This is a genomic window from Sphingomonas sp. (assembly GCF_965248875.1).
Lineage (GTDB): Bacteria > Pseudomonadota > Alphaproteobacteria > Sphingomonadales > Sphingomonadaceae > Sphingomonas.
In genome coordinates this window covers 65,527-85,144 of record NZ_CBDFKR010000011.1, presented here as the reverse complement: position 1 = coordinate 85,144, position 19,618 = coordinate 65,527, and the positions used below count along the sequence as shown (strand labels likewise).

The window sequence follows — 19,618 nt, the reverse complement described above, 5'->3', positions numbered from 1 at the left end:
ACCACCTATCGGCCCTCCCTTCAGCCTGCAAAGGGCGGCGGCGGCGGACCCTGTTCAAAGAACAGCCGGTGTGCGTCTGCCCATAGCCGCGCGTCGGTGGCGGCGATGAGCCCGGCCTTGCCGTCGCCAATGCGGTACGCAGCGCCGTCCCAGCGCGTCACCGCTCCCCCGGCTTCGAGCAGGAACAAGGCGCCCGCGGCATGATCCCAGGCGAGCGTGCGCTGGAACAAAGCGACGTCGTTCACTCCCAGCGCGACGCGCGGATACTGCTCCGCGGCACAGCGGGGAATCGGCGTCAGATCATAGGCCGCCGTCCCGCGCGCTTCGACGGTCGCGCGCTGGTCGGCGGACATGAACTGCGTCGCCAGCCCCGCGATCGGGCGGGCGCGGCTCGACGGCGTGACGCGGAAGGACGCGCCGTCGATCCAAGCGCCATCGCCGCGCCGCGCATGGCAAAGGCGACCGGCGAGCGGGTCAAGGATCCAGCTTGCGAGGGGCACGCCGTCATCGATCAGCGCAACCATGATCCCAAACGGTCCGCGCCCGACGGCGAAATTGGCGGTGCCGTCGATCGGATCGACGATCCAAACCAGCCCCTCGCCGATCCGATCGACCAGCGCCGGGTCGGCGGCGCACCCCTCTTCGCCGATCACCCGCGCGGCGGAAAAAATCGCCGCCAGTCCCTCCGTCAAGCGTTCTTCGGACTCGCGGTCGGCAATCGTCACCAACTCCCCGGGCGTCTTTTCGAGCACGTCGGCGGCGGCCAGCCGACCGAAACGCGGCATCACGAAGTCGTCTGCGACGTAGCGCAGCAAGGCGGTGACGGGCGGGTCGAGCGCGGCCAGGTCGAGGGGCATCGGTGCGCCGGTAGCGGTTCGGGCAGAGCGGGGGAAGCCGCTCCGCTCCGCGCTTACGCGCCGATACGGTTTGGCGTAAGGGATGGGAATGAACAGGTGTCGCGTTCCACCCGGCCTGACGCTGATCGCGGCCGCCATTTTTGCAACGGCGGCGCCGGCCGGCGGCGATCCGGCGGCATCGCTGCCGTCAGGGGCAGACGCTCAATATCGTGCGCGCATGCTGTCCTGGGTCGCGCCGGCCGCGACGGCGCAGGGCGGCGACACGTTGCTGCCTCCAGTGGCGCTGGATCGCCTGTCGTCGGGTTTCGGTACGCGGATCGACCCGATCAACCGTTCGACGCGTCGGCATCTCGGCATCGACCTGCCCGGCGCGATCGGCACCCCGGTGCACGCGGCGGCGGACGGCGTGGTGGCGGTGGCGGGGCGCGCCGGCGGCTACGGCAATCTGGTGGAGATCGAGCATGCCGGCGGCGTCGAGACGCGCTATGCGCATCTGCTCGCGATCGATGTCGTGCCGGGTATGACCGTCAGGCAGGGCGACATCGTCGGGCTGATGGGGTCGACCGGGCGCTCGACCGGTAGCCACCTGCACTTCGAGGTCCGCATTGACGGCCGCGCGGCGGACCCGGTGGCGCAGCTATCAGACGAATCTGTGCGCGCGCTCGTGCCGGCCCCGACAGTGACGGCGCGATGGGGCGGCTGGAGCACGGGAGATCGGTTGCCCGGGTCGGTGCTACGGTAAGGCTGGTCCGACTTGATGCCGATGTCGGGCACGTCCGGAGCCGGATGCGTTTGACGGCGGGGATCGGGCCGGACTGCGCATCGCGCTATCCTGCCGATGCCGGGACAGCATCCGGCGCCCTCAGGCGTCGGTAGTGACCCCTATGGAGAGGGTAACCATCAACTAAAAGCCGGCGGAGTCTCTTCATTTTCTGGTATCGCGATTTAGCTAACTGTACCTGCCAACTGCTTTTCCCCTGTACCCGCATATCGTCGCAGGTCCGTCCTGCGATTGAGACTGGGTACCGTGCGGCAAGCAGGCCTTCCAATCGGCAGTCCGCCGGCAGCTTAGCGCTCTAACATCGGTCGTTCAGCTGTGAGTGAACCGATTTCGTCTAGAGAGCTGCCGTTGAGCGGATTCGCTAGTAGGATTGGCCATATCCCAGCTGCCGGCCGCTTCCGACCCACATTCTGTCTAGCGTTGGATGCGGCTCGACCAAAAAGAGCTGCTAAAGACGGATCGGCCGGCCAGAGCGCTGTGCAATGGGCTAACTCATGTTATGGCTCACGCCGGTAAAAGGCTGGCTATTTTAAATCAAGCATTGGAGTGCATCGATCGAGCGAGCCAGGGAAATGCCACGCCCGTCAAACCATTCAGCTTTGGAGCTTTTCGTTAGGCGGCTTTCGCGACATTCGCGGCTCGACGATAGTGAGCGTCAACAGTTGCTGTCGCTTCCGGCCAAACCCGTTCAGGTCTCCGCGCACGTCGATTTCGTACGGCTTGGCGAGACGACACTGCAAGCGTGTCTCGTGTCCGAGGGTCTTGTCGGCCGGTTCGGCCAGACGGCCGAAGGCAAGCGCCAGTTCGTATCGGTGCACGTGCCAGGCGAACTGGTCGATCTGCCGTCGGTGATGATGCCGTAGTCGACCACCGCGCTAAACGCACTGACCGCCTCCACGATCTACAAGATCGAGCACGAAACCTTGAGCGACCTGGGTTCCACTATCCCGCGATCGCAGCGGCATTCTGGCGCGATTGCGTCATCGATGCGCGGATCATGGCGCAGTGGCTGGTGAATATCGGCCGGCGTGACGCGCGGTCGCGCATGGCCCACTTTCTCTGCGAACTGGCGTCGCGGTATCGCATGATGGATCAATCCGATGGCCGCGCTGTGCGGTTGCCGATGTCGCAGGAGCAAATCGGCAACGCGCTGGGTCTGACTGCAGTGCACGTCAACCGGACGCTGGGAGGGCTCCGCACCGACAACCTCGTTTCGTTCGAGCACGGCCAGCTCACCGTCCTAGACCCGCACGGCCTGGCCCGAGCGGGCGACTTCGATGCGGCTTATCTGTCCGAAAACGAACCTCCGCGCTAACGAGCCATCGCCTCGCTGATCTTGTGCAGCAGCGTGCCGGTGTTCGCCGCCCTACGAGAAGTAGAGACGACGCCAACGCTGCTCGTCCTGATCGCGATGCTCGGCACCACGCCTCGGGAACAGCGTGCTGCCATGATCGAGCAGCTTGCGTCGGCGGCCGTCGGCGGCGGCGGGGTGCGGACAGCGGTCGAGATCATCACACGGGAAGGTGTACTGATGGGGCATCCCGCCTCGCCTATGCGCTTGCGCCGGCCGCGACCTGCGTGCTGCTTCCGGTGCCAGCGCTATAACGCGCATGGCGTCAGCATGGGCGGCAGTGGATTGGCCTATATGGGCAGCGGCGAGCGCAGAACCACGGCTACACCACCGTGAGCGTCCCGGTGCCGCGCAGCGTGTTGATGCAGGCGATCGTCGAGGCGATGTTCGTGAGCAGAACCTCGAGCCAAGACGCTATAGCTAACGACTGCATCAGCGGTTGGAGTCGCGAGATTGCCGCTGGAAGACCCAGCACGGTGCGGGTAGAGTCCGCGATATGAGCGGCGAGAACGTCATCGGAGCATTCAGCGAGGAGCAGGTTGAACGCCTGACCGACGTCACGCGCGCCCAGCTTCGCCGGTGGCACCGCACGGGGTTCCTGCCGGCCGAATTCGCTTTAGAAGACAGCAGGGCTCCCTACAGTCACATCTATTCCTTTAAGGACCTGGTGACGCTTCGCGTGCTCAACAAGCTGCGGAACGTCCATGGTGTCAGCATGCCCGAACTTCGCAAGACGGCCGAAAAGCTCGCTCATCTGGGTGACGAAAAGTGGACAGCCACGACGCTTTACGTGTTCCGGCGCAAGGTGGTATTCAACGATCCCGATACGCTGACGAAGCGCGAGGTGACCACAAACCAATTTGTGGCGGACATCCCGCTTGAAGTGGTGATCTCTAACACCCGATCTGATGTGGCCCAGCTAAACGCCGAGCGAGATGATGCCGAGCGCGGTCGAGTCGTGAAGACGAAGTTCGTCAATCGCAGCGCCCCGGTGATCGCGGGCACCCGGATCACGGTGAAGGTGATCCAGGACTTCGCAGCCGCTGGCTACTCGGTGGCTCGCATTCGCAAGGAGTATCCGACCCTCACCAAGGAGGATGTCGAAGCGGCGATCAACTTCGATGCCGCCATCGCTGCCTAATGGGGCCGCGTGGCCCGATTCCGTTCTTCACTGACGAGGACGTCGCGGATTCTGTCGGGGATGCGATCAAGGCTGCCGGGCACGAACTGATAAGATTGCGGGACGCGATGCTGCGGGGATCGGCTGACCCGGTGGTTGCCGCCGCTTGTCGGGAAGGCGGCTTGGTCCTTGTCACCCACAACTACCGTCACTTCCGGAAGCACTCACGCGATCTGGAAACAACCCAAAAGAGCTTCGACAAGCTCAGCCGTGTGGAGCTCGAATGCTCGCAGGTAGTCGCTGCCCGCCGCTTCGCTGAGGAGATCGGGCTTATCGAATTAGAGTGGGAACGGCAGGGCGGTCCAGACCAGCCCGGCATGCGGATCACGATCGGTGACAAGATTGTTCGGCTGGCCCGCTTCTGAGCGGCCTGTCCTTACAATAGTCTCAGGCTGTTCCCGCCCGGTTCACGCTGCGTCAGCGCGTATATTCCCCATTCAATACCTAAGTGCGCCTGAGTGAGAGAAGATTCTGCAACTAAGTAGCTGCAATCGCTTGGTGACCCCTACGGGACTCGAACCCGTGTTTTCGCCGTGAGAGGGCGACGTCCTAGACCGCTAGACGAAGGGGCCTCGCGGACGCGGGCAGGTAGGCGGTGGGGACTGGGCCGTCAAGCGTGAGGCCGCCAACTCGCGAGCCTGGCGGCGGAGAGGTCGCCTACCGCCCTCCCCGCCCAAGGTGATCAGAAGCGAACGCCGACCACGGCGCGCAGGCTGTGCCAACGGAAGTTGGTGTCGTTACGCCGCAGCGACGTCCCGGCGGTGAACGGCGCCAGCACGAACGGGTTGGTCGCCGCCGCGGCGCCGCGCTGGACCAGCACCTTATAGTCGTCGGCCTGCCCGTTATAGACATGCGCGCTGTATTCCAGCCCGATCGAGAAGCGGCGCATGATCCGCTGCTCCAGGCCGCCGCCGACGACGAAGCCCTTGCGATCGCGATCGTCGACCAGCGTCGAGAAGCTGTTCGCGGTGTTCGTCGTGAAGAACCGGTTCTTGAACCGGGCATAGCCGACCTTGCCGAAGCCGTAGAACAGCGTCTGGTCGGCTGCATAGCCTGCGCGCAGGCCACCGGTCGCCTCCCAGTCGACGCGGCGGCTGAATACATAAGAGGCGGGCGTCGTCGAGAACGCCGAGGTGTAATCGACGATATCGGTGCGGCCGAACTCCCCGACGAGCCCGATCACGATATTGCCGAACTGACGGTCGACCCCCGCACGGCCATAATAGGAGCCGCGGTTGCGATCATTCTCGCAGCCGCCGGGCAACAGCTGCGGCCCTCGCGCCTTGCCGCCGCAATAGCCCGGCGAGAAGGCGTCTGCGCCGGCCGCGGTCGGCACCGCATCGCTGAAATTGCCGTCGCCGTTGCGGTCGAAACCGATTGTCGCGCGGCTGTCGTCGCTCTGGACGTCATAGCCGCCGGAAGCGCCGACATAAACGCCGTTATAGGCCCGGCTGTCCACCTGCGCGTCCTGCGCCAGCGCCGGTGTCCCGACCGCAGCCGTCAAGACGGCGGCAGTCGCCGCGAGATAATGCTTCATGTTTGTGACCTTCCCAGATGTGTGTCGGGCTTTCCAACGACTTGGGACCGGGCGCTATCCGTTGATCGCCACAAACGCCTTAGCTGTGGCTAAAACGCCACAGCAGATTGTCGGCTGGCGCGTTCTCGATAGGCAATGATCTGAGCGGCTGTCACTGCACGTGCATCTTCACCAGCGCGGACGCGACGATGCCAGTCGACGATCCAATCGAGCGCATCGGCAAGCGGCAGCGCCGGGCGCCAGCCGAGTAGAGCGCGAGCCCTGGACGTATCGAGCCTGAGCAGCCCGGCCTCGTGCGCCGGCGTGCCCGTCCAGGGTGCAGCCGCGGCGGCATCACCGCCCCACAGCACACGCATCCGCTCGACAATCCAGCCGACCGGACGGGCATCCTCGTCGGCCGGGCCGAAGTTCCAGGCATCCGCAACGGCCCGGTCGCCCATGAGCAAGCGTTCCGCAATCAACAGATACCCGCCCAGCGCCTCCAGCACATGCTGCCACGGCCTGACCGCCGCGGGCGCGCGGATCGCGGGCGCCTCGCCTGCCTCGAAGGCGCGGACCAGATCGGGGATAAGGCGGTCCGCCGCCCAGTCGCCGCCGCCGACGACATTACCCGCGCGCACCGACGCCAGCCCGATGCCTGCAGCGTCAAAGAACGAGTTGCGATAGGCGGCGATCACGAGCTCGGCCGCCCCCTTGCTGCTCGAATAGGGGTCGTGCCCGCCCATCGGGTCGCTCTCGCGATAAGGCCATACCCATTCGCGGTTGTCGTAGCATTTGTCGGTCGTGATCGCGACGCATGCTCGCACCCCGCCGATCTGGCGCGCCGCTTCCAGGACATGCACCGTACCCATGATGTTGGTCGCGTAGGTCTCGACCGGCTGGTCGTAGGACAACCGTACCAGCGGTTGTGCCGCGAGATGAAAGACGATTTCGGGCCGCGCCGCCCGCAGCGCCGCCGTCACTGCGGCCAGATCGCGGATGTCGCCCTCGATATGGGTGACCAAATCCCGAAGCCGGGCGCCATCGAACAGGCTCGGATCGGTCGGCGGCGGCAGCGCGAAGCCGGTCACCTCCGCCCCGAGCTGATGCAGCCACAGCGCCAGCCATGCGCCCTTGAACCCGGTATGGCCGGTCAGGAAAACGCGCCGGCCGTGCCAGCCGGACCTGCTCACCACCGCTTCCAGGGCGCCCGCCCGCTCGCCCACAGATCCTCCAGCAACAGCTTGTCGCGCAGCGTGTCCATCGGCTGCCAGAAATTGGAATGGCGATATGCCATCAGCTCGCCGCCGGCGGCGAGGGTCTCCAGCGGCGTCTGTTCCCAGATCGTCTCCGGCCCGTCGATCAGGTCGAGCACGCTCGGGTCGGCGACGAAAAAACCGCCATTGATCTGGCCGCCGTCGCCGGCAGGCTTTTCCCGAAACGCCACGACACGGTCGCCGTCGAATTCCAGCGCGCCGAAGCGCCCGGGCGGCGCGACCGCGGTGATCGTCGCCCGCCGGCCGTGCGCGCCGTGGAACGCGACCAGCGCCGCGATGTCGATGTCCGCAACGCCGTCACCATAGGTGAGGCAGAAGGGCTCGGCCAGATCGAGATACGGCCGTACCGCCGCAAGCCGTCCACCCGTCTGCGTGTGCGCGCCGGTTTCCACCAGCGTGATCCGCCAAGGTTCGCTGCGCGAATGATGAACGTCGAGGCTGTTGCGGCTCAGGTCGATGGTGACATCAGCGGTGTGGAGGAAGTAGTTCGCGAAGAACTCCTTGATGACGTACCCCTTGTAACCGAGGCAGACGACGAAGTCGGTGATTCCGCCCGCGGTATAGATTTTCATGATGTGCCAAAGGATCGGCATGCCGCCGATCTCGACCATCGGCTTCGGGCGCACGCTGGTCTCTTCACCGAGCCTGCTGCCAAGGCCGCCCGCAAGGATCACCGCCTTCATGGAGCGAGCGCCTGACCGGTGTGGGCGCGCTGTGTCAAGCGCTTCAGGTTGCCAGCACGCGGCCATGTTCCTAGAGCCCGCCGCCTATCGGAGAGACGCGCGACCGTGTTGATCAACGCCCGGCCGTCCCCGACTAGGCTGCTGCTGATCGGCATTCTTCTCGCTGGATTGCTGCTGCGGCTCCGTGGGCTCGGCTTCGGCTTGCCGGCACTTTATGACCCCGACGAACCGCTGTTCGTCCTGACCGGGCTAAAGCTGCTGCGCGACGGTACGCTCAATCCCGGCTGGTTCGGCCACCCGGGCACGCAGACCATCTACGTGTTGGCGGCGATCGGCGCCGGGTTGTTCGGCTGGGGGCGGCTGACCGGTGCATTTCCGAACGCAGAAGCCTTTGCGCAGTCGATCTACCATGATCCCACTGCGCTGTTCCTGTCCGGGCGCGTGTTCATGGTCGTCTGTGCGCTCGTCGTCATCCTGCTGACATGGCTGGTGGCGCGGCGGCTGTTCGATGCGCGAACCGGGCTGCTGGCGGCGGCGCTGCTGGCGATCGATCCGATCCACATCCGCTGGTCGCAGGTGATCCGCACCGATGTTCACGCGACGGTGTTCGTGCTGCTGACGCTCCTCGCGGCCGTGGCCGTCGCGCGGCGAGGGGCGCTGCGCGATTACGCCTGGGCCGGGGTCGCGCTGGGCTTTGCCTGCGCGACGAAATGGCCGTCCGCGGCGGCGGCGATCGGGCTGATCGGCGCCGCGGCGCTGCGCTGGCACGACGATCCGGGCGAGCGGCGCCGGATCATCGCTGGGCTCACGCTGTTCGGCGTCGCCGCGGTGGCAGGGCTGTTCGTCGCTTCGCCCTATCTGTTCCTCGATTGGCGTACGGTGCTGGTCAACCTGCACGGCGAGGGCCGCGCGACGCATCTGAGCGCCACCGGCAACGGGCTGTTTCCCAACATGGCGTGGTATCTGATGGGGCCGCTGGCGCAGGGGTTGAGCTGGGCCGGGCTGGTCCTGGCGGCGGCGGGGCTGTGGCTCGGGGCGCGGCGGAGCCGAATGTTCGCGGCGGTGGTCGTGCCGGTCACCACGGCGTTCTTCGTCATCATATCCGGCCAGGCGCTGATCTGGGAGCGGTGGGTGGTGCCGCTGCTGCCGCTGCTGTCGATCGCGGCCGCGGTGAGCATGCTCACGGTGATCGACTGGGCGGCGAGCCGATGGGGGCGGCGAGGCGCCTGGGTCGCCGCCCTGTCGACAGGTCTCGCGGTTGCCCTCCCCCTTGCGATCACCGGCAATGCGCAAGCGGCGGAGCGCCGCACCGACACGCGCCGCCTCGCCAGCGACTGGGCGCGAGCGCATATCGCGCCGGGCAGCAGTGTCGCGATCGAATATCCGGCCTTCGACGTGCTCGGGCAGCCCTGGCGCTTCCTCTACCCGGTCGGCAACGCCGGCTGTGTCGACGCCCGCGCCGCATTGCAGGGCAAGGTCCGCTATTCCACCGTGCTTCACAAACAGGGTGAGCGGACCGTCATCGACCTCGCGAACATCCCGCCGGAGCGGATCGCGAGCTGTCGTGGCGACTGGCTTATGATCGTCAACTGGGATCGCTACCATGACGAGGCCCCCCGCTATCCGGCCGAGCTGGCGATCTATCGCCGCATGACGGCGGGCGGCGTCGAAGCGGCGACCTTCCGGCCGGCGCCCGGCGAGATCGGCGGACCGGTCGTGCGGATCGTCAGACTTGCGAAAGCATCGCCCCGGCGCTGAGCCGGAGCAACGGTGTCTACTCGGCCGCGATCGATCTCGGCGTCGCCGCATCGTTCGCCGCCGGCCCGGTCAGCGCGGTCAATCCCTTCTCGGACAGTACCAGCCCCATCAGCGCATCGACCAGCGTACCCCCCTGCCCCTGCTCGCCGCCGGTCGAGATCTGGACGCGCGGCACGATATCGACGCCCGACCGCTCCAGCGCCTCGGCGATCCGCTCGACGATCTGGCGCGTCAGCTGGTACTGCGCGCCGCCCGACGCCGCCACCTGCTTCTCGATCGTCTCCGCGGTGGCGATACCGACCTTGCTGATCCGTTCCGCCTCCGCCGACGCCAGCGCGACGGTCTTCGCCGCCTCGCCCTCACCGATGATGCGGATGCGGTCACCCTCGGCGCGGGCGACGGTGCGCGTCTGCTCGGCCTCCTGCGTCGCGCGCTTCGCCGCGGCCTTCCCCTGATTTTCCTGCACGGTGATCGACAATTCCGATTCGGTGATCGAAGTCTGCTGGTGTGCGCGCGCCTCCGCCTCGCGCAGCGACTTCTCGCCCTCGGCGGCGACCTTCTGCTTTTCAAAGGTGGCGACGCGCTCCTCGGCGACCTGGCGCTGACGCAGCTGGTTGAGCACCTGCTCGATCTGGTCGCCGCCCGAGCCGCCGGCACGCGGCGTGCCGATCAGCACCTCCTGCATCTCCAGATTATAGGCGGAGAACTTCGCCCGCATCTCCTCGCCCGCCTGCTCCTGGATGTCGGAGCGCTCCTGCAGCAGCTGGATCAGCGTCTTCTTCTGCGCGACGTTCTTGAAATAGGCGCTGACCATCGGATCGAGCGTCTGTTCAACCAGCTTCTTGATGTCGCCGAAGCGCTGAATGACCAGCGGCGCCTTGCGATAATCAATATGGACGACCACCGCGAGCGGTAGCGTCGGCTCGAATGCGTCGCGGGTGATGAGCGACACCTCCGACAGGTTCTCGTCGAACTTGTGCTGGCCGGTCGTATCCTGCTCCCACTTCAGGATGAAGTTGGTGGTCGGCACCGTCACCAGCTTGCCGGCATAGGTGTTGAACGCATATTTTCCCGGCAGCAGCGGCTCAGACCACACGCCACGCGACCCGCGCGCGACCAGCTCGCCATGGCGATAGTCCTGCCCCGACGTATCGGCCCCGGTCTCGCCGGTATAGCTGATGACCACGCCGACATGGCCGACCTCGATCACCGTCTTGGCGACCTTCTCCACCGTCGCGAACAGACGGTTGATGAAATAGCTGCCCTCGACCAGCACCTGCAGCTGCCGCCCGCGGCGGCCGCCCGCGGCGATGAACTTCTCCGGGTCTTGGAAGCTGTTGTGGAAGGTGGCGGAGTCGTCCTGGTCCGTCCCGACCTGCGGCGCGATGATCTGGTCGGCGGTCAGCGCCGGGCCATCATGCACCGTCACCACGCCGATCATATCGTCGGCGTCCTTCAGCACCACCGCCGCGAAGCCGCCGCGCTGGTCGATCACCGACTTCATCTCGGCGAACAGCCCCTCGTCCGCACTCTCCAGCATCAGGCCATAAATGCGTTCGGCGGTCAGGATGACAAACTGGGCGAGGTTCACCGCATAGGTGCCCTCGCGCAGGATGGTGCGCTGCGGCCCCTTCTGCCCGCCGTCCTGCAGGAAGCGACGCACGTCGAGAAAGTCGGCGGAGCGCACGTTCGACGCCAGCGTCTGCGTCGGCCCGAGCGGCAAGCCGTCGCGCGCGAAAACATAGCCGATCTGGCCTTGGGGAATCGTGACCAGCGGCTGCGCGTGGATGCGGAACTGGAAGGGGAAGAAAAAGTGGTAGCCGCCGCGCAGCACCTCGGGCTGGAACCCGGCTTCGCGATTGAGCGCGATCAGGCCGCCGGCGATCGAGCCGTTGCGGCTCCACAGCTTCTCCACGATCGCGACGCGGTTGTTGCCAACGTAGCGGACCATGCGGCTGAAGGTGAACAGAACGAGCAACACCAGCGCCACCGCGACGGCGGCGCCGAGCGAAACGAACTGCGTCATGTGCGTAAGTCCCCAGATGGGGACGAGGATCGCCCCCGCCTGCTAAATTACGCCTGTGCCGGAGCGTTATCCAGCGGAATCGAGAGCAGAAGAAGGCGCCTCGCCATAACGGGCGTCGAGATAGGTCGCGACGGTGCGCGCGTCGCCTTCGTCGAGCCGCTGGCGCTCGACAGCGAGCGTGTCCAGCGCGGCGGCGAGGCGCTCGATCGAGGTGGCGGCGAGCGCCAGCACCGTCTTGCGGCGGTCGGGGATGGCGGAACCGGCGGCGGCGGCGAAGGTGCGTGCCGCGGCGTCCAGATCGGCGGCGATCTGCCGGTATCGCGCGTCGGCATGGTCCCAGCGCGCGGCGTCGATCCGGTCGAGCGCCCGGGTGAGGCAGCCATCGGCGATCCCGCCGAGCCGCGCGCGCGCGTCCGACACCTGCGCCCGCGACACGGCGACCGGATCGGGCGCACGCGGCCGGCGGCGATCGATGAGCGCCCCGACGCCACCCGCCACCGCCGTCGCGAGCAGGAAGGTGGGAAAGAACCACAACGCCGTCCACAGCATCCGCGCGGGCGCGCCCGCCCACGCCGTCACGACGGGCCGCACCAGCAGCGCCGCCGCTAGGCAGCTCAGCAGATAGGCGGGCGGGCAGAAATGGAGGAGGATGCCGGCCAGCAGGCGCGAAGTCGGAATGGCGCCGGCGGGCGGTTCACGCGTCACGCTCTCGCTCTAGCACCGCCGCTGGGCAATCGGCTAGCGGCGGCGGCACCCCAGCGACATTGCCAGCCCGGCGCCGAAGTCACGGCATTCCCATCGCGGATCGCGCATCAGCCGCCCCGGCCTCCGCAGCAGATCCGGGCTGGGCGCGTTACCGACCCACAGGATCGCGTCCGCGCCGCCCTGATCGGCACGCGCCAGCACCGCCGCCGCGGCAGGGGCGTCGACGGGAACGTGGAGTACGTCGATAGCGGGATGCTGCCCCGCGCGCTGGAAGAAGAAGCCGCCCAGATCGACTAGGTTGACGTCGAGATCGGGGGCGAGATCGGCGGTGCTGTCCGACCAGAAGAAAACGACGCGCCGTACCGGCCGCTCGCCGACCCACCGGCTGGCAAGGTCGAAGCCGAAGGCATGACGCTGGTCGATCGCGGTGTCGCGCCAGCCCGAGACCGACAGGCCGAGGCTGCCGACGATCATCGCCAGCAGGAACGCCACCGCCGCCGCCTCGCCGCGCCTGAGCGCGCCAGCCAACCACCAGCTCACCGCAAACAACAGGCCGGGAATAGTCGGGATGAAATAGCGCAGCGCCAGGCCGGGCATCACCAGCCCGAGCGCGAACAGCGCACCAAAGGCGCTCAGAGCCGCAGTCGCGGTCAATGCCTCCGGACTAGGCCAGCCGGTCCGCACCGACCGCGCGCGGCCGAGCAGGCTCCATGCGACCGCGCCACCGAGCAGCAGCGCGAACAGCCCGTCTCCGACGAGCAGCGCGGGCAGCTCGGCAATGACATAGGGGGTCAACGTCGTGGTCTGCGGCATACCGCGCGCTTCGACGTGGATCACGAACGGCAGATGGATCGCCATCCACGCAGCGAGCGGCAGGAACGGCCACGCCGCAGGCAACAGCCTCAGCACCGCCTTCCGCTGCACCGCGACGAAAAGGAGCCCCTGCACCATGCCCGGCACCAGCGACAGGTAATGCGTCAGCCCCATCAGGGCCGTTACCGCAGCCCAGCGCAGCGCCGCCGCGCGGTTCGGCGTCCGCAGCAGCGCGCAGAACGCGGCAATCTGCAGCGTGCCGAGCAGCACCAGCAGCGCATAGGGCCGCGCGTCGTTCGCCAGCACCGCGGCCGGCATCCACAAGAGCAGCACCGCCGCCCAACCGAGCCGCAGCGTCGAGTCGGGATGACCCCGCCGCCACACGAACAGCGGCGCCGCCAGCGTGCAGAGCAGGCTCGGCAGCCGGAGCGCCTCCGTCGACACGCCCGCAACCCGGGTCCACAGCCACATCGGCGCGTAGAAGAATGGTCCGGTCAGTTCGGTTCGAAGCCAGTGCCAAAGCCCGCCGACGGTCACCTGCCCGGCGATCACCCCGGTGAAGGTCTCGTCGAACCAGAGCGGCATGCCGCGATCGTAGAGCAGCCGAGCCGCCGTCCCGAGGACTACCGCCGTAACCAGCAACGCCGGCTGCCACCAACGCACGACGAGCCGCTCAAGGGCGTGCTTCCAATGACCGGTCAACGCTATCGCCGTCATGAACCAGCTCTAACCGGCCTGCGTCAACGTTCGATTAATCTCGCTATTTTGCCACAAAAACACATTATCACAATATGTTGATCAGCTTGGATAAGCTGCTCTACATGTAGATAGCCAAACGCCAAAGATAGTATTTGACTTTTAACTGTCGAAATCCGACAAATTCAAAAACGATATGTCCGTGCTTTATCGGGAGAAGGCACATGTATGTCGGTGTCAAGGAGAGCAACTGGACATTCGTGACATCCGCAGGCGTTTCTGCTGGTTTCGAGTATGTCGCTGCTTCGTCTGGCTACGTTACCTTGTTGAGTCCTTTTGGCCATGAGTTTGATTTCAACTACGTATCGTTGAGTGGCTCGCTTTCTTTGGGCTCACCCATTAATTCAAATCTTTCGACTTCGGGAATGCCCAGTAAGGGTCAGATATGGATGCTGTATCGATCGATGCATGACTTAGAGGCTGACGACTTCACCGGCTTCTACAGCGTAGAGGAGGCCTCCATAGGCTCTATCGCGGGTTATTCAGTAACTGGGTTGGTGTTTGGCGTTCCCAATGTCGTGATGGGACCAGCCTATTATGCCCTGAAAAGATTAGGAGTCTTAGAGCGTTTCGGTATCAAGCAAGGCGCAACCGCCATGCTGGCGATGAGAGGCCCGAACCTCGGATATCAGCTCAGTATCGGCATATCATCGGGCACCGGCTACATGTGGGTCGGAGAAGAAAGGCCCGAGTGGATCGACTATTTTGAAGCAATGCCTGTCGGCCACGAAGAGCCAGCGTTACCCTACCAGATCGCGCAACCCGAGGGCGGCTTCTGGAGCTTCCCGATGAACACGCTGTTCGACTTCGATAAGGCGGTCATCAAGCCGGAGGGTATAGCGATCTTGATGCCGGTCGCGGTTCTGATCCTGAACTCGAACGCTCGCGCAGTGTTGATCGACGGCCATACCGATTCGATCGGGTGTGAGGCGTATAACGAGCGTCTGTCGAAACGTCGTGCCGAGGCGGTGAAACGGTTCTTACGGCCGTTTCTTCCTGCAACCAAGCTCATCACCCAGGCGTGGGGCGAGACGCGGCCAGTCGCCTCGAACAGGACCAAAGTTGGCCGTGGCCTCAATAGACGAGTGGAGATCACGCTGCACCGGGACTGAACCGACGGTAGCGTGCAACCTGATCTGAAGCGTCAGGCCGCCTCGGCCCGCGGTTCCGCCGCTGCCGCCTTAAGGGTCAGGATCGCAACCGCCCCCCGCCCCCGGCCCGCGCTCTCCAGTCGCAGCGAGCCGTCCATGGCGGTCATACTGTTCGCGCACCAGTGCAGCCCCAGCCCGCCCGACTTGTGCCGGCGGGTCGAAAAGCCGCGTTGGAACAGCGCCTGGCCGACGTCGCCGTCGAAGCCCTCGCCATCATCGCGGATCGAGACCACCACGCGCCCGTGGCGCGCCGCGACGGTGACCGCGATCGTACCGCTGCCGGTCCCCCGTGCCGCGATCGCCTCCGCCGCATTGCCGAGCAGATTGCCGATCACCTGGCTGAGGATGACCCGGCTCGCCAACACTCGATGAGGCGTCCCCGGAAAGGAAAGCGCGATGGCGGCATGCTGCGAGTAGCGCGCGATGATGGCGTTGCGGGCGACGATCTCCGTCACGTCGCACGTCTCCAATGGCGGACGTTCATGCGCTTGGTGCTGCTGCTGGCCGATGATCTCCAGCGCGTGCGCCATCGCCTCGCGTCCGACCGCCAGCTCGCGCTTCATCGCTTCGCGGCCGGTCGACCAGGCATCGACGGCGACGGTGACGAACGCGGTCAGCTTTGCGCGACGCGCGGCGGGCACGTCTTCCCTGGCCAGCTCAGCCAGCGCGCGATTGAGCATCCCGGTATCGACCGGCGGCTGGCTCATCTCCTGCGACAGGATGGTGGACACCGGGTTCAGGGCATTGCGAACATTATGCATCACCGCCACCGCGCTTTCTGACCGCCCGAGCGCGAAACTCTGCACCTCGATCTGCTCTCGCAGGTCGTTGAGCTGGCGCAGCATCGCGTTGAAGGAGCGGCCGAGCGATCCGATCTCGTCGCGGCGTCCATCCTCGTCGAGGAGGGCGAGCGAGCCCGATGCCCGTACGCGCTGCATATGCGCCTCGACGTGGTGCAGCGGCTTGAGCACCTGCTGCGCGATCATCCGGCGGAGGACCGACAGCACGATCAACAGCAGCACGATCGATCCCGCGACTGCAAGCAGCAGCATGCGCCGCCCAAGCAGTGACACGTCGCGGCGCACGCCGAAGCGGAGGGTTGCGACCGGGTGGCCGTCAAGACCGACGATGGGGACGCGAATATCCGCCAAGGAGCGGCTGGGGCTGCCGATGGTGACGATGCGCGCGCCGGGCGGTTGGATCCGGGCGTCCAGCTGGGGCAGGTCCGCGACCCGGCGCGACGTAAGGACCCGCGCCATCAGGACCCATCCCCGCGGGGCGCCGGTGCCGTCTGAACGACGGACCTGCGCGACGCCGACCGCGGCCACCTCATCGCCCACCCGCATGAAGAAATGTCCTGAACCGCCTCCGTGCAGCGCTTGCTGCAAGGAAATGCGGCCAAGCGCGGCGATCAGCCTGGCGCGCTGATCGGGCCGTTCGCGCTGCGTTCCGGGCTGCAGCCAGCGCGCAATGACGAGACGACCATCGGGTGCTAGATAGGCCATCCCCTGCACGCCCAGGTTGCTCATCGCCAGCGGCGAGAGGCGCTCCTGACCGAAGGCACCGGTCGGGTGCGCCATATAGGCGTAGCCCGCGTCCCAGTCGCCATAATCGTGCACCGCCATTTCGACCTTGGAGCCGTATTCGCGCAGCACCGCGGCGGTACGCTCGATATGAGCGTGGATCACCTGCTGCTCGAGGCGGTTGAACGAGGGCGTGATGACGGCGGCGAGCAGCAGAGTGATCGCCAGCGCACCGATCAGTCCCGCAGCAGTCAGGATCAGCGCAAGCTTTGCGCCGAGCGATTCCGGGTCTCGCCAGCGCTGGGCGCGCCAATGCCAGGGCATCAGCCCTGCGTCCCGGTGGCGGTCGCCTCCTCACCTTCGCCAACACCGTCGCTGAGATATCGCCGCGCCGCCATGTCGCGTGCGATCTCGGCGGCGACGGGACGCGAGAAGTAATAGCCCTGCAGGTGGCTGGCGCCCGCGATGCGAAGCATCTGCACCTGGGCAGCGGTCTCGACACCTTCCGCGATGACGCCCAATCCCAGGGCGCGGCCGAGGTGGATGATCGAATGAACGATCGCCGCCGATTCGCGCTCACGGCCCATGCCGTCGATGAACGAACGATCGATCTTGAGGCTGTCCAGCGCGAACTTGCGGATGTTGTAGAGCGACGAATAGCCGGTGCCGAAATCGTCGAGTGCGATCCGGAAGCCCATCTGCCGCAGCTTGTAGAGCGTGTCCGCGGCGCGTTCGGCATCGTCGAAGATTGCGGTTTCGGTGATCTCGATCTGCAGCCGTCCCGGCTCGACCCCGGCGCGCTGGACGCATTCCATGATGTAGCCGACGAAATTGTGGCGGCGGAACTGGCGCGGCGAGAAGTTGACCGAGACGTACTGGCCCGGCCAACGCTTCAACTCGTCGAGTGCGGCGTGGAGCACCCAGTCGCCGAGATCGTGGATAAGGTTCGACTCTTCCGCGATCGGGATGAAGACGGCGGGACTGATCGGCCCGAAATCGGCGGTGTTCCAGCGCAGCAGCGCCTCGAACCCTTCGATCTCCAGCGGGCCGCGCGACACGATCGGCTGATAGGCGAGGCTGAGCTCGCCGCGGCCGATCGCCTCGCTCAGTCCGTTTTCGACGCCGCGGCGAAAGCGGATGCCCTCGTCCATGCTTTCGTCGAACAGGCGGACGACACCGCGCCCGGCGCGCTTGGCGTCGTTCAGCGCGAGGTCGGCGCGGCGGACGACGTCGATCGGGTCGATCGCGCCGCCCTCGGTCACCATCAGCCCGGCCGACGCGCCGCCCTGTACCGCATGGCCAAACACCTGCAGTTCGGTGGACACCGCCGCGATCAGCCGGTCGCAGGCCATCGTCGCGGCTTCCTCGCCAGGCGTGTCGAAGAGCACCCCGAACTCGTCGCCTCCCAGCCGCGCGATCATCGCATCGGCCGGTGCGGCCTCATACAGCATGACGCAGACCTCGCGGAGCATCGCGTCGCCTGCGAGATGGCCAAGCGTGTCGTTGACCAGCTTGAAGCGGTCGAGGTCGACCATCGCGCAGCCGAACAGCCCCGGCTTCTTCGCCCGCTCGCCCAGCGCGCGCACAAAGGCGAGGCGGTTGGGCGCGTCGGTCAGCGAATCGTGAGTGGCAATATGGATCGCGCGGCTTTCGTTGGCGGCGAGCTCGGCGGCCTGCATTTCCAGCTGCTGTACCTGTGCGGCCAGCTGCGCGCGCGCGCCGGCCAGGGCGCGGTCGTTCGCCCAGCGCGCGACCAGCGCCGCGGCGGTCTGCTGCACTTCGGCGACCTCGAACGGCTTGGCGATGTAGAAGATCTTGTCGGCCGGCCCCGCTACCTTGCTGATCTCCAGCGGCGAGAAATCCGAAAAGCCGGTGACGATGACGATGTTGATCTCGGGGTCGAGTGCGCGGATGCGCTTTGCCGTCTCGCGCCCGTCGATACCCGGGGGCATGCGGATGTCGATGAACGCAACGGCATAGGGGGTCCCCGCGGCGAGCGCAGCCTCGACCGCGGCCACCGCTTCGAGCCCCTGGTAGAGATACGTCGGCGCATAGTCTGGCACGGCCTCTGCGGAGTCCGGCATGTCGTCCCACAGCTCGGCGGCCATCGCTTCGAGCGTTACTTCCGCTCCACCCGCCGCACCGGCAAAAGTCCGGCGATAGCTGTCATGCATGCCCGGTTCGTCGTCGACGATCAGGATTTTGGGGGCGATGCGGGACGTGGTAGCGTCGGTCGACAAGGCGGCTTTCCCTCGGCTCGTGCGCGGCAAGGGACACCCCGCACGGTTCACGGGGCGTAAGCCGATGCGGTTACCAGCCGGTTAAGCGTCTTCGCAGCGGCCCCGCTCGACGCACGCCAGTTCGCCGAGCAGGATCGCACCCAGCGGCCCGGCCTGTGCGCCGAGCCCAGCCAAAACCACGAAGCTTTCGGCCTGCGCCACCTCGGGCAGCATCGAATAGCCCGCCAGACTTCTCGCCATCGCCTCACGCAACCGCGGCAGCAGATGCTGCGCGCCCGTCATGACGCCGCCGCCCATCACGATCCGGCGCGGTACGCCGGTAAGGACGAGCGTGTGGAGAAGCTGCCCCAGCGTGTGTGCGACGCCGTCCCATGCCGGATCGCCCGGCGCCAGCTCCTCCGCTTTCCGGCCCACGCGCGCCGCGATGGCGGGGCCGGACGCGAGCCCCTCGATGCACGCGCCGTGGAAGGGGCAGACGCCGATCCAGTCGTCGCCAGAAAATCGCACCGGGCGTATGTGGCCCAGTTCCTGATGCGTCAGGCCGTCGACCGGCATGCCGCCCGCCACCAGACCGACCCCGATGCCGGTGCCAACGGTTACATAGGCGACATCCGCCAGCCCTGCCGCCGCGCCCCATCGCGCCTCGGCCAATGCGGCCCCGACGACATCGGTGTGGAAGCCGACGGGAACGCCGTAGCGCCGCTCCAGGCGGCGGCCGACGTCGGTGTCGCTCCAGCCCGGCTTGGTGGTGACGGTGATCCGGCCCCAATCGGCGGCATGACGATCGATGCCGACGGGGCCGAAGCTGGCGATGCCGAGCGCGGCAAAACCGGCCCAGCGATCCAGCACCCCCTCTACCGCACCCAGCGTCTCCACGGCCGACGTGGTCGGGATCCGCACCTCCTCCTCGATCCGGTCTGGGCCCGACGCGAGAATGCAGACGACTTTCGTGCCACCCAGCTCGACGCCAGCGATCAGGGGAGCAGACTGGGTCATCGAAA

18 protein-coding genes and 1 tRNA gene are annotated in these 19,618 nt (G+C 66.5%); 7 read left to right on the top strand and 12 right to left on the bottom strand.

Annotated features, from left to right (window positions below; all coding sequences use genetic code 11):
- Positions 1–20 precede the first annotated feature (20 nt).
- Positions 21–857, bottom strand: coding sequence for an inositol monophosphatase family protein (locus ACP2AD_RS07365; RefSeq protein WP_425229438.1), 837 nt, complete (start codon positions 855–857; stop codon positions 21–23).
- A gap of 88 nt (positions 858–945) precedes the next feature.
- On the opposite strand from ACP2AD_RS07365, the gene ACP2AD_RS07360 reads away from it, so the two are divergent.
- From ACP2AD_RS07360 to ACP2AD_RS07350, 3 genes are all read left to right on the top strand, one after another.
- Positions 946–1,599: a M23 family metallopeptidase gene (locus ACP2AD_RS07360; protein ID WP_425229437.1), complete on the top strand. Its 654-nt coding sequence runs from the start codon at positions 946–948 to the stop codon at positions 1,597–1,599.
- A 701-nt stretch (positions 1,600–2,300) separates the two neighbouring features.
- Positions 2,301–2,501, top strand: coding sequence for a hypothetical protein (locus tag ACP2AD_RS07355; protein ID WP_425229436.1), 201 nt, complete (start codon positions 2,301–2,303; stop codon positions 2,499–2,501).
- A gap of 134 nt (positions 2,502–2,635) precedes the next feature.
- Positions 2,636–2,953: a Crp/Fnr family transcriptional regulator gene (locus ACP2AD_RS07350; RefSeq protein ID WP_425229435.1), complete on the top strand. Its 318-nt coding sequence runs from the start codon at positions 2,636–2,638 to the stop codon at positions 2,951–2,953.
- A 51-nt stretch (positions 2,954–3,004) separates the two neighbouring features.
- On the opposite strand, the gene ACP2AD_RS07345 is transcribed toward ACP2AD_RS07350, so the two are convergent.
- Entirely contained in the window at positions 3,005–3,178 is a 174-nt protein-coding gene (locus ACP2AD_RS07345; protein WP_425229434.1) for a hypothetical protein, read from the bottom strand.
- A gap of 307 nt (positions 3,179–3,485) precedes the next feature.
- On the opposite strand from ACP2AD_RS07345, the gene ACP2AD_RS07340 reads away from it, so the two are divergent.
- Together ACP2AD_RS07340 and ACP2AD_RS07335 are read left to right on the top strand one after the other, a co-directional pair.
- Positions 3,486–4,130 (top strand): DUF433 domain-containing protein, encoded by a 645-nt coding sequence (locus ACP2AD_RS07340; protein WP_425229433.1) that lies wholly within the window; start codon positions 3,486–3,488, stop codon positions 4,128–4,130.
- Complete coding sequence (locus ACP2AD_RS07335) at positions 4,130–4,534, top strand: DUF5615 family PIN-like protein (protein WP_425229432.1); 405 nt, start codon at positions 4,130–4,132, stop codon at positions 4,532–4,534. Before ACP2AD_RS07340 ends, ACP2AD_RS07335 begins: the two co-directional genes overlap by 1 nt.
- Positions 4,535–4,665: 131 nt before the next feature.
- On the opposite strand, the gene ACP2AD_RS07330 is transcribed toward ACP2AD_RS07335, so the two are convergent.
- From ACP2AD_RS07330 to rfbF, 4 genes are all read right to left on the bottom strand, one after another.
- Positions 4,666–4,741, bottom strand: a tRNA-Glu gene (locus ACP2AD_RS07330).
- 110 nt (positions 4,742–4,851) lie between these two features.
- Complete coding sequence (locus ACP2AD_RS07325) at positions 4,852–5,706, bottom strand: outer membrane protein (protein ID WP_425229431.1); 855 nt, start codon at positions 5,704–5,706, stop codon at positions 4,852–4,854.
- A gap of 89 nt (positions 5,707–5,795) precedes the next feature.
- The gene (gene rfbG / locus ACP2AD_RS07320; RefSeq protein ID WP_425229430.1) at positions 5,796–6,878 is read right to left on the bottom strand and encodes a CDP-glucose 4,6-dehydratase; all 1,083 of its coding nucleotides are present in this window, start codon (positions 6,876–6,878) and stop codon (positions 5,796–5,798) included.
- Positions 6,875–7,645, bottom strand: a complete 771-nt coding sequence (rfbF, locus tag ACP2AD_RS07315) for a glucose-1-phosphate cytidylyltransferase (protein ID WP_425229429.1) — start codon at positions 7,643–7,645, stop codon at positions 6,875–6,877. The genes rfbG and rfbF overlap by 4 nt, the downstream gene beginning before the upstream one ends.
- 105 nt (positions 7,646–7,750) lie before the next feature.
- Between rfbF and ACP2AD_RS07310 the strand changes: the two genes are divergently transcribed.
- Positions 7,751–9,403, top strand: coding sequence for an ArnT family glycosyltransferase (locus tag ACP2AD_RS07310; RefSeq protein ID WP_425229428.1), 1,653 nt, complete (start codon positions 7,751–7,753; stop codon positions 9,401–9,403).
- A 16-nt stretch (positions 9,404–9,419) separates the two neighbouring features.
- Here the strand turns inward: ACP2AD_RS07310 and ACP2AD_RS07305 are convergent, their stop codons facing one another.
- The 3 genes from ACP2AD_RS07305 to ACP2AD_RS07295 form a co-directional block, all read right to left on the bottom strand.
- Entirely contained in the window at positions 9,420–11,429 is a 2,010-nt protein-coding gene (locus ACP2AD_RS07305; RefSeq protein WP_425229427.1) for an SPFH domain-containing protein, read from the bottom strand.
- 66 nt (positions 11,430–11,495) lie between these two features.
- Positions 11,496–12,134 (bottom strand): hypothetical protein, encoded by a 639-nt coding sequence (locus ACP2AD_RS07300; protein ID WP_425229426.1) that lies wholly within the window; start codon positions 12,132–12,134, stop codon positions 11,496–11,498.
- Between the two features lie 33 nt (positions 12,135–12,167).
- Entirely contained in the window at positions 12,168–13,664 is a 1,497-nt protein-coding gene (locus tag ACP2AD_RS07295) for a hypothetical protein (RefSeq protein WP_425229425.1), read from the bottom strand.
- 203 nt (positions 13,665–13,867) lie between these two features.
- On the opposite strand from ACP2AD_RS07295, the gene ACP2AD_RS07290 reads away from it, so the two are divergent.
- The gene (locus ACP2AD_RS07290) at positions 13,868–14,815 is read left to right on the top strand and encodes an OmpA family protein (protein WP_425229424.1); all 948 of its coding nucleotides are present in this window, start codon (positions 13,868–13,870) and stop codon (positions 14,813–14,815) included.
- Between the two features lie 32 nt (positions 14,816–14,847).
- Here the strand turns inward: ACP2AD_RS07290 and ACP2AD_RS07285 are convergent, their stop codons facing one another.
- The 3 genes from ACP2AD_RS07285 to ACP2AD_RS07275 all read right to left on the bottom strand — a co-directional run bounded on the left by ACP2AD_RS07285 (position 14,848) and on the right by ACP2AD_RS07275 (position 19,613).
- Positions 14,848–16,701: a CHASE4 domain-containing protein gene (locus ACP2AD_RS07285; RefSeq protein WP_425229423.1), complete on the bottom strand. Its 1,854-nt coding sequence runs from the start codon at positions 16,699–16,701 to the stop codon at positions 14,848–14,850.
- Positions 16,701–18,551, bottom strand: coding sequence for a two-component system response regulator (locus tag ACP2AD_RS07280; RefSeq protein WP_425231113.1), 1,851 nt, complete (start codon positions 18,549–18,551; stop codon positions 16,701–16,703). The genes ACP2AD_RS07285 and ACP2AD_RS07280 overlap by 1 nt, the downstream gene beginning before the upstream one ends.
- Positions 18,552–18,698: 147 nt before the next feature.
- Positions 18,699–19,613, bottom strand: coding sequence for an ROK family protein (locus ACP2AD_RS07275; protein ID WP_425229422.1), 915 nt, complete (start codon positions 19,611–19,613; stop codon positions 18,699–18,701).
- Positions 19,614–19,618 lie beyond the last annotated feature (5 nt).

Bases quoted from the DNA above. Each gene is read 5' to 3' on its own strand.
- ACP2AD_RS07365 (WP_425229438.1), bottom strand. From the start codon at position 857: ATGCCCCTCGACCTGGCCGCGCTCGACCCGCCCGTCACCGCCTTGCTG.
- ACP2AD_RS07360 (WP_425229437.1), top strand. From the start codon at position 946: ATGAACAGGTGTCGCGTTCCACCCGGCCTGACGCTGATCGCGGCCGCC.
- ACP2AD_RS07350 (WP_425229435.1), top strand. From the start codon at position 2,636: ATGGCGCAGTGGCTGGTGAATATCGGCCGGCGTGACGCGCGGTCGCGC.
- ACP2AD_RS07345 (WP_425229434.1), bottom strand. From the start codon at position 3,178: ATGCCCCATCAGTACACCTTCCCGTGTGATGATCTCGACCGCTGTCCG.
- ACP2AD_RS07340 (WP_425229433.1), top strand. From the start codon at position 3,486: ATGAGCGGCGAGAACGTCATCGGAGCATTCAGCGAGGAGCAGGTTGAA.
- ACP2AD_RS07335 (WP_425229432.1), top strand. From the start codon at position 4,130: ATGGGGCCGCGTGGCCCGATTCCGTTCTTCACTGACGAGGACGTCGCG.
- ACP2AD_RS07325 (WP_425229431.1), bottom strand. From the start codon at position 5,706: ATGAAGCATTATCTCGCGGCGACTGCCGCCGTCTTGACGGCTGCGGTC.
- rfbF (WP_425229429.1), bottom strand. From the start codon at position 7,645: ATGAAGGCGGTGATCCTTGCGGGCGGCCTTGGCAGCAGGCTCGGTGAA.
- ACP2AD_RS07305 (WP_425229427.1), bottom strand. From the start codon at position 11,429: ATGACGCAGTTCGTTTCGCTCGGCGCCGCCGTCGCGGTGGCGCTGGTG.
- ACP2AD_RS07295 (WP_425229425.1), bottom strand. From the start codon at position 13,664: ATGACGGCGATAGCGTTGACCGGTCATTGGAAGCACGCCCTTGAGCGG.
- ACP2AD_RS07290 (WP_425229424.1), top strand. From the start codon at position 13,868: ATGTATGTCGGTGTCAAGGAGAGCAACTGGACATTCGTGACATCCGCA.
- ACP2AD_RS07285 (WP_425229423.1), bottom strand. From the start codon at position 16,701: ATGCCCTGGCATTGGCGCGCCCAGCGCTGGCGAGACCCGGAATCGCTC.
- ACP2AD_RS07280 (WP_425231113.1), bottom strand. From the start codon at position 18,551: ATGCATGACAGCTATCGCCGGACTTTTGCCGGTGCGGCGGGTGGAGCG.
- ACP2AD_RS07275 (WP_425229422.1), bottom strand. From the start codon at position 19,613: ATGACCCAGTCTGCTCCCCTGATCGCTGGCGTCGAGCTGGGTGGCACG.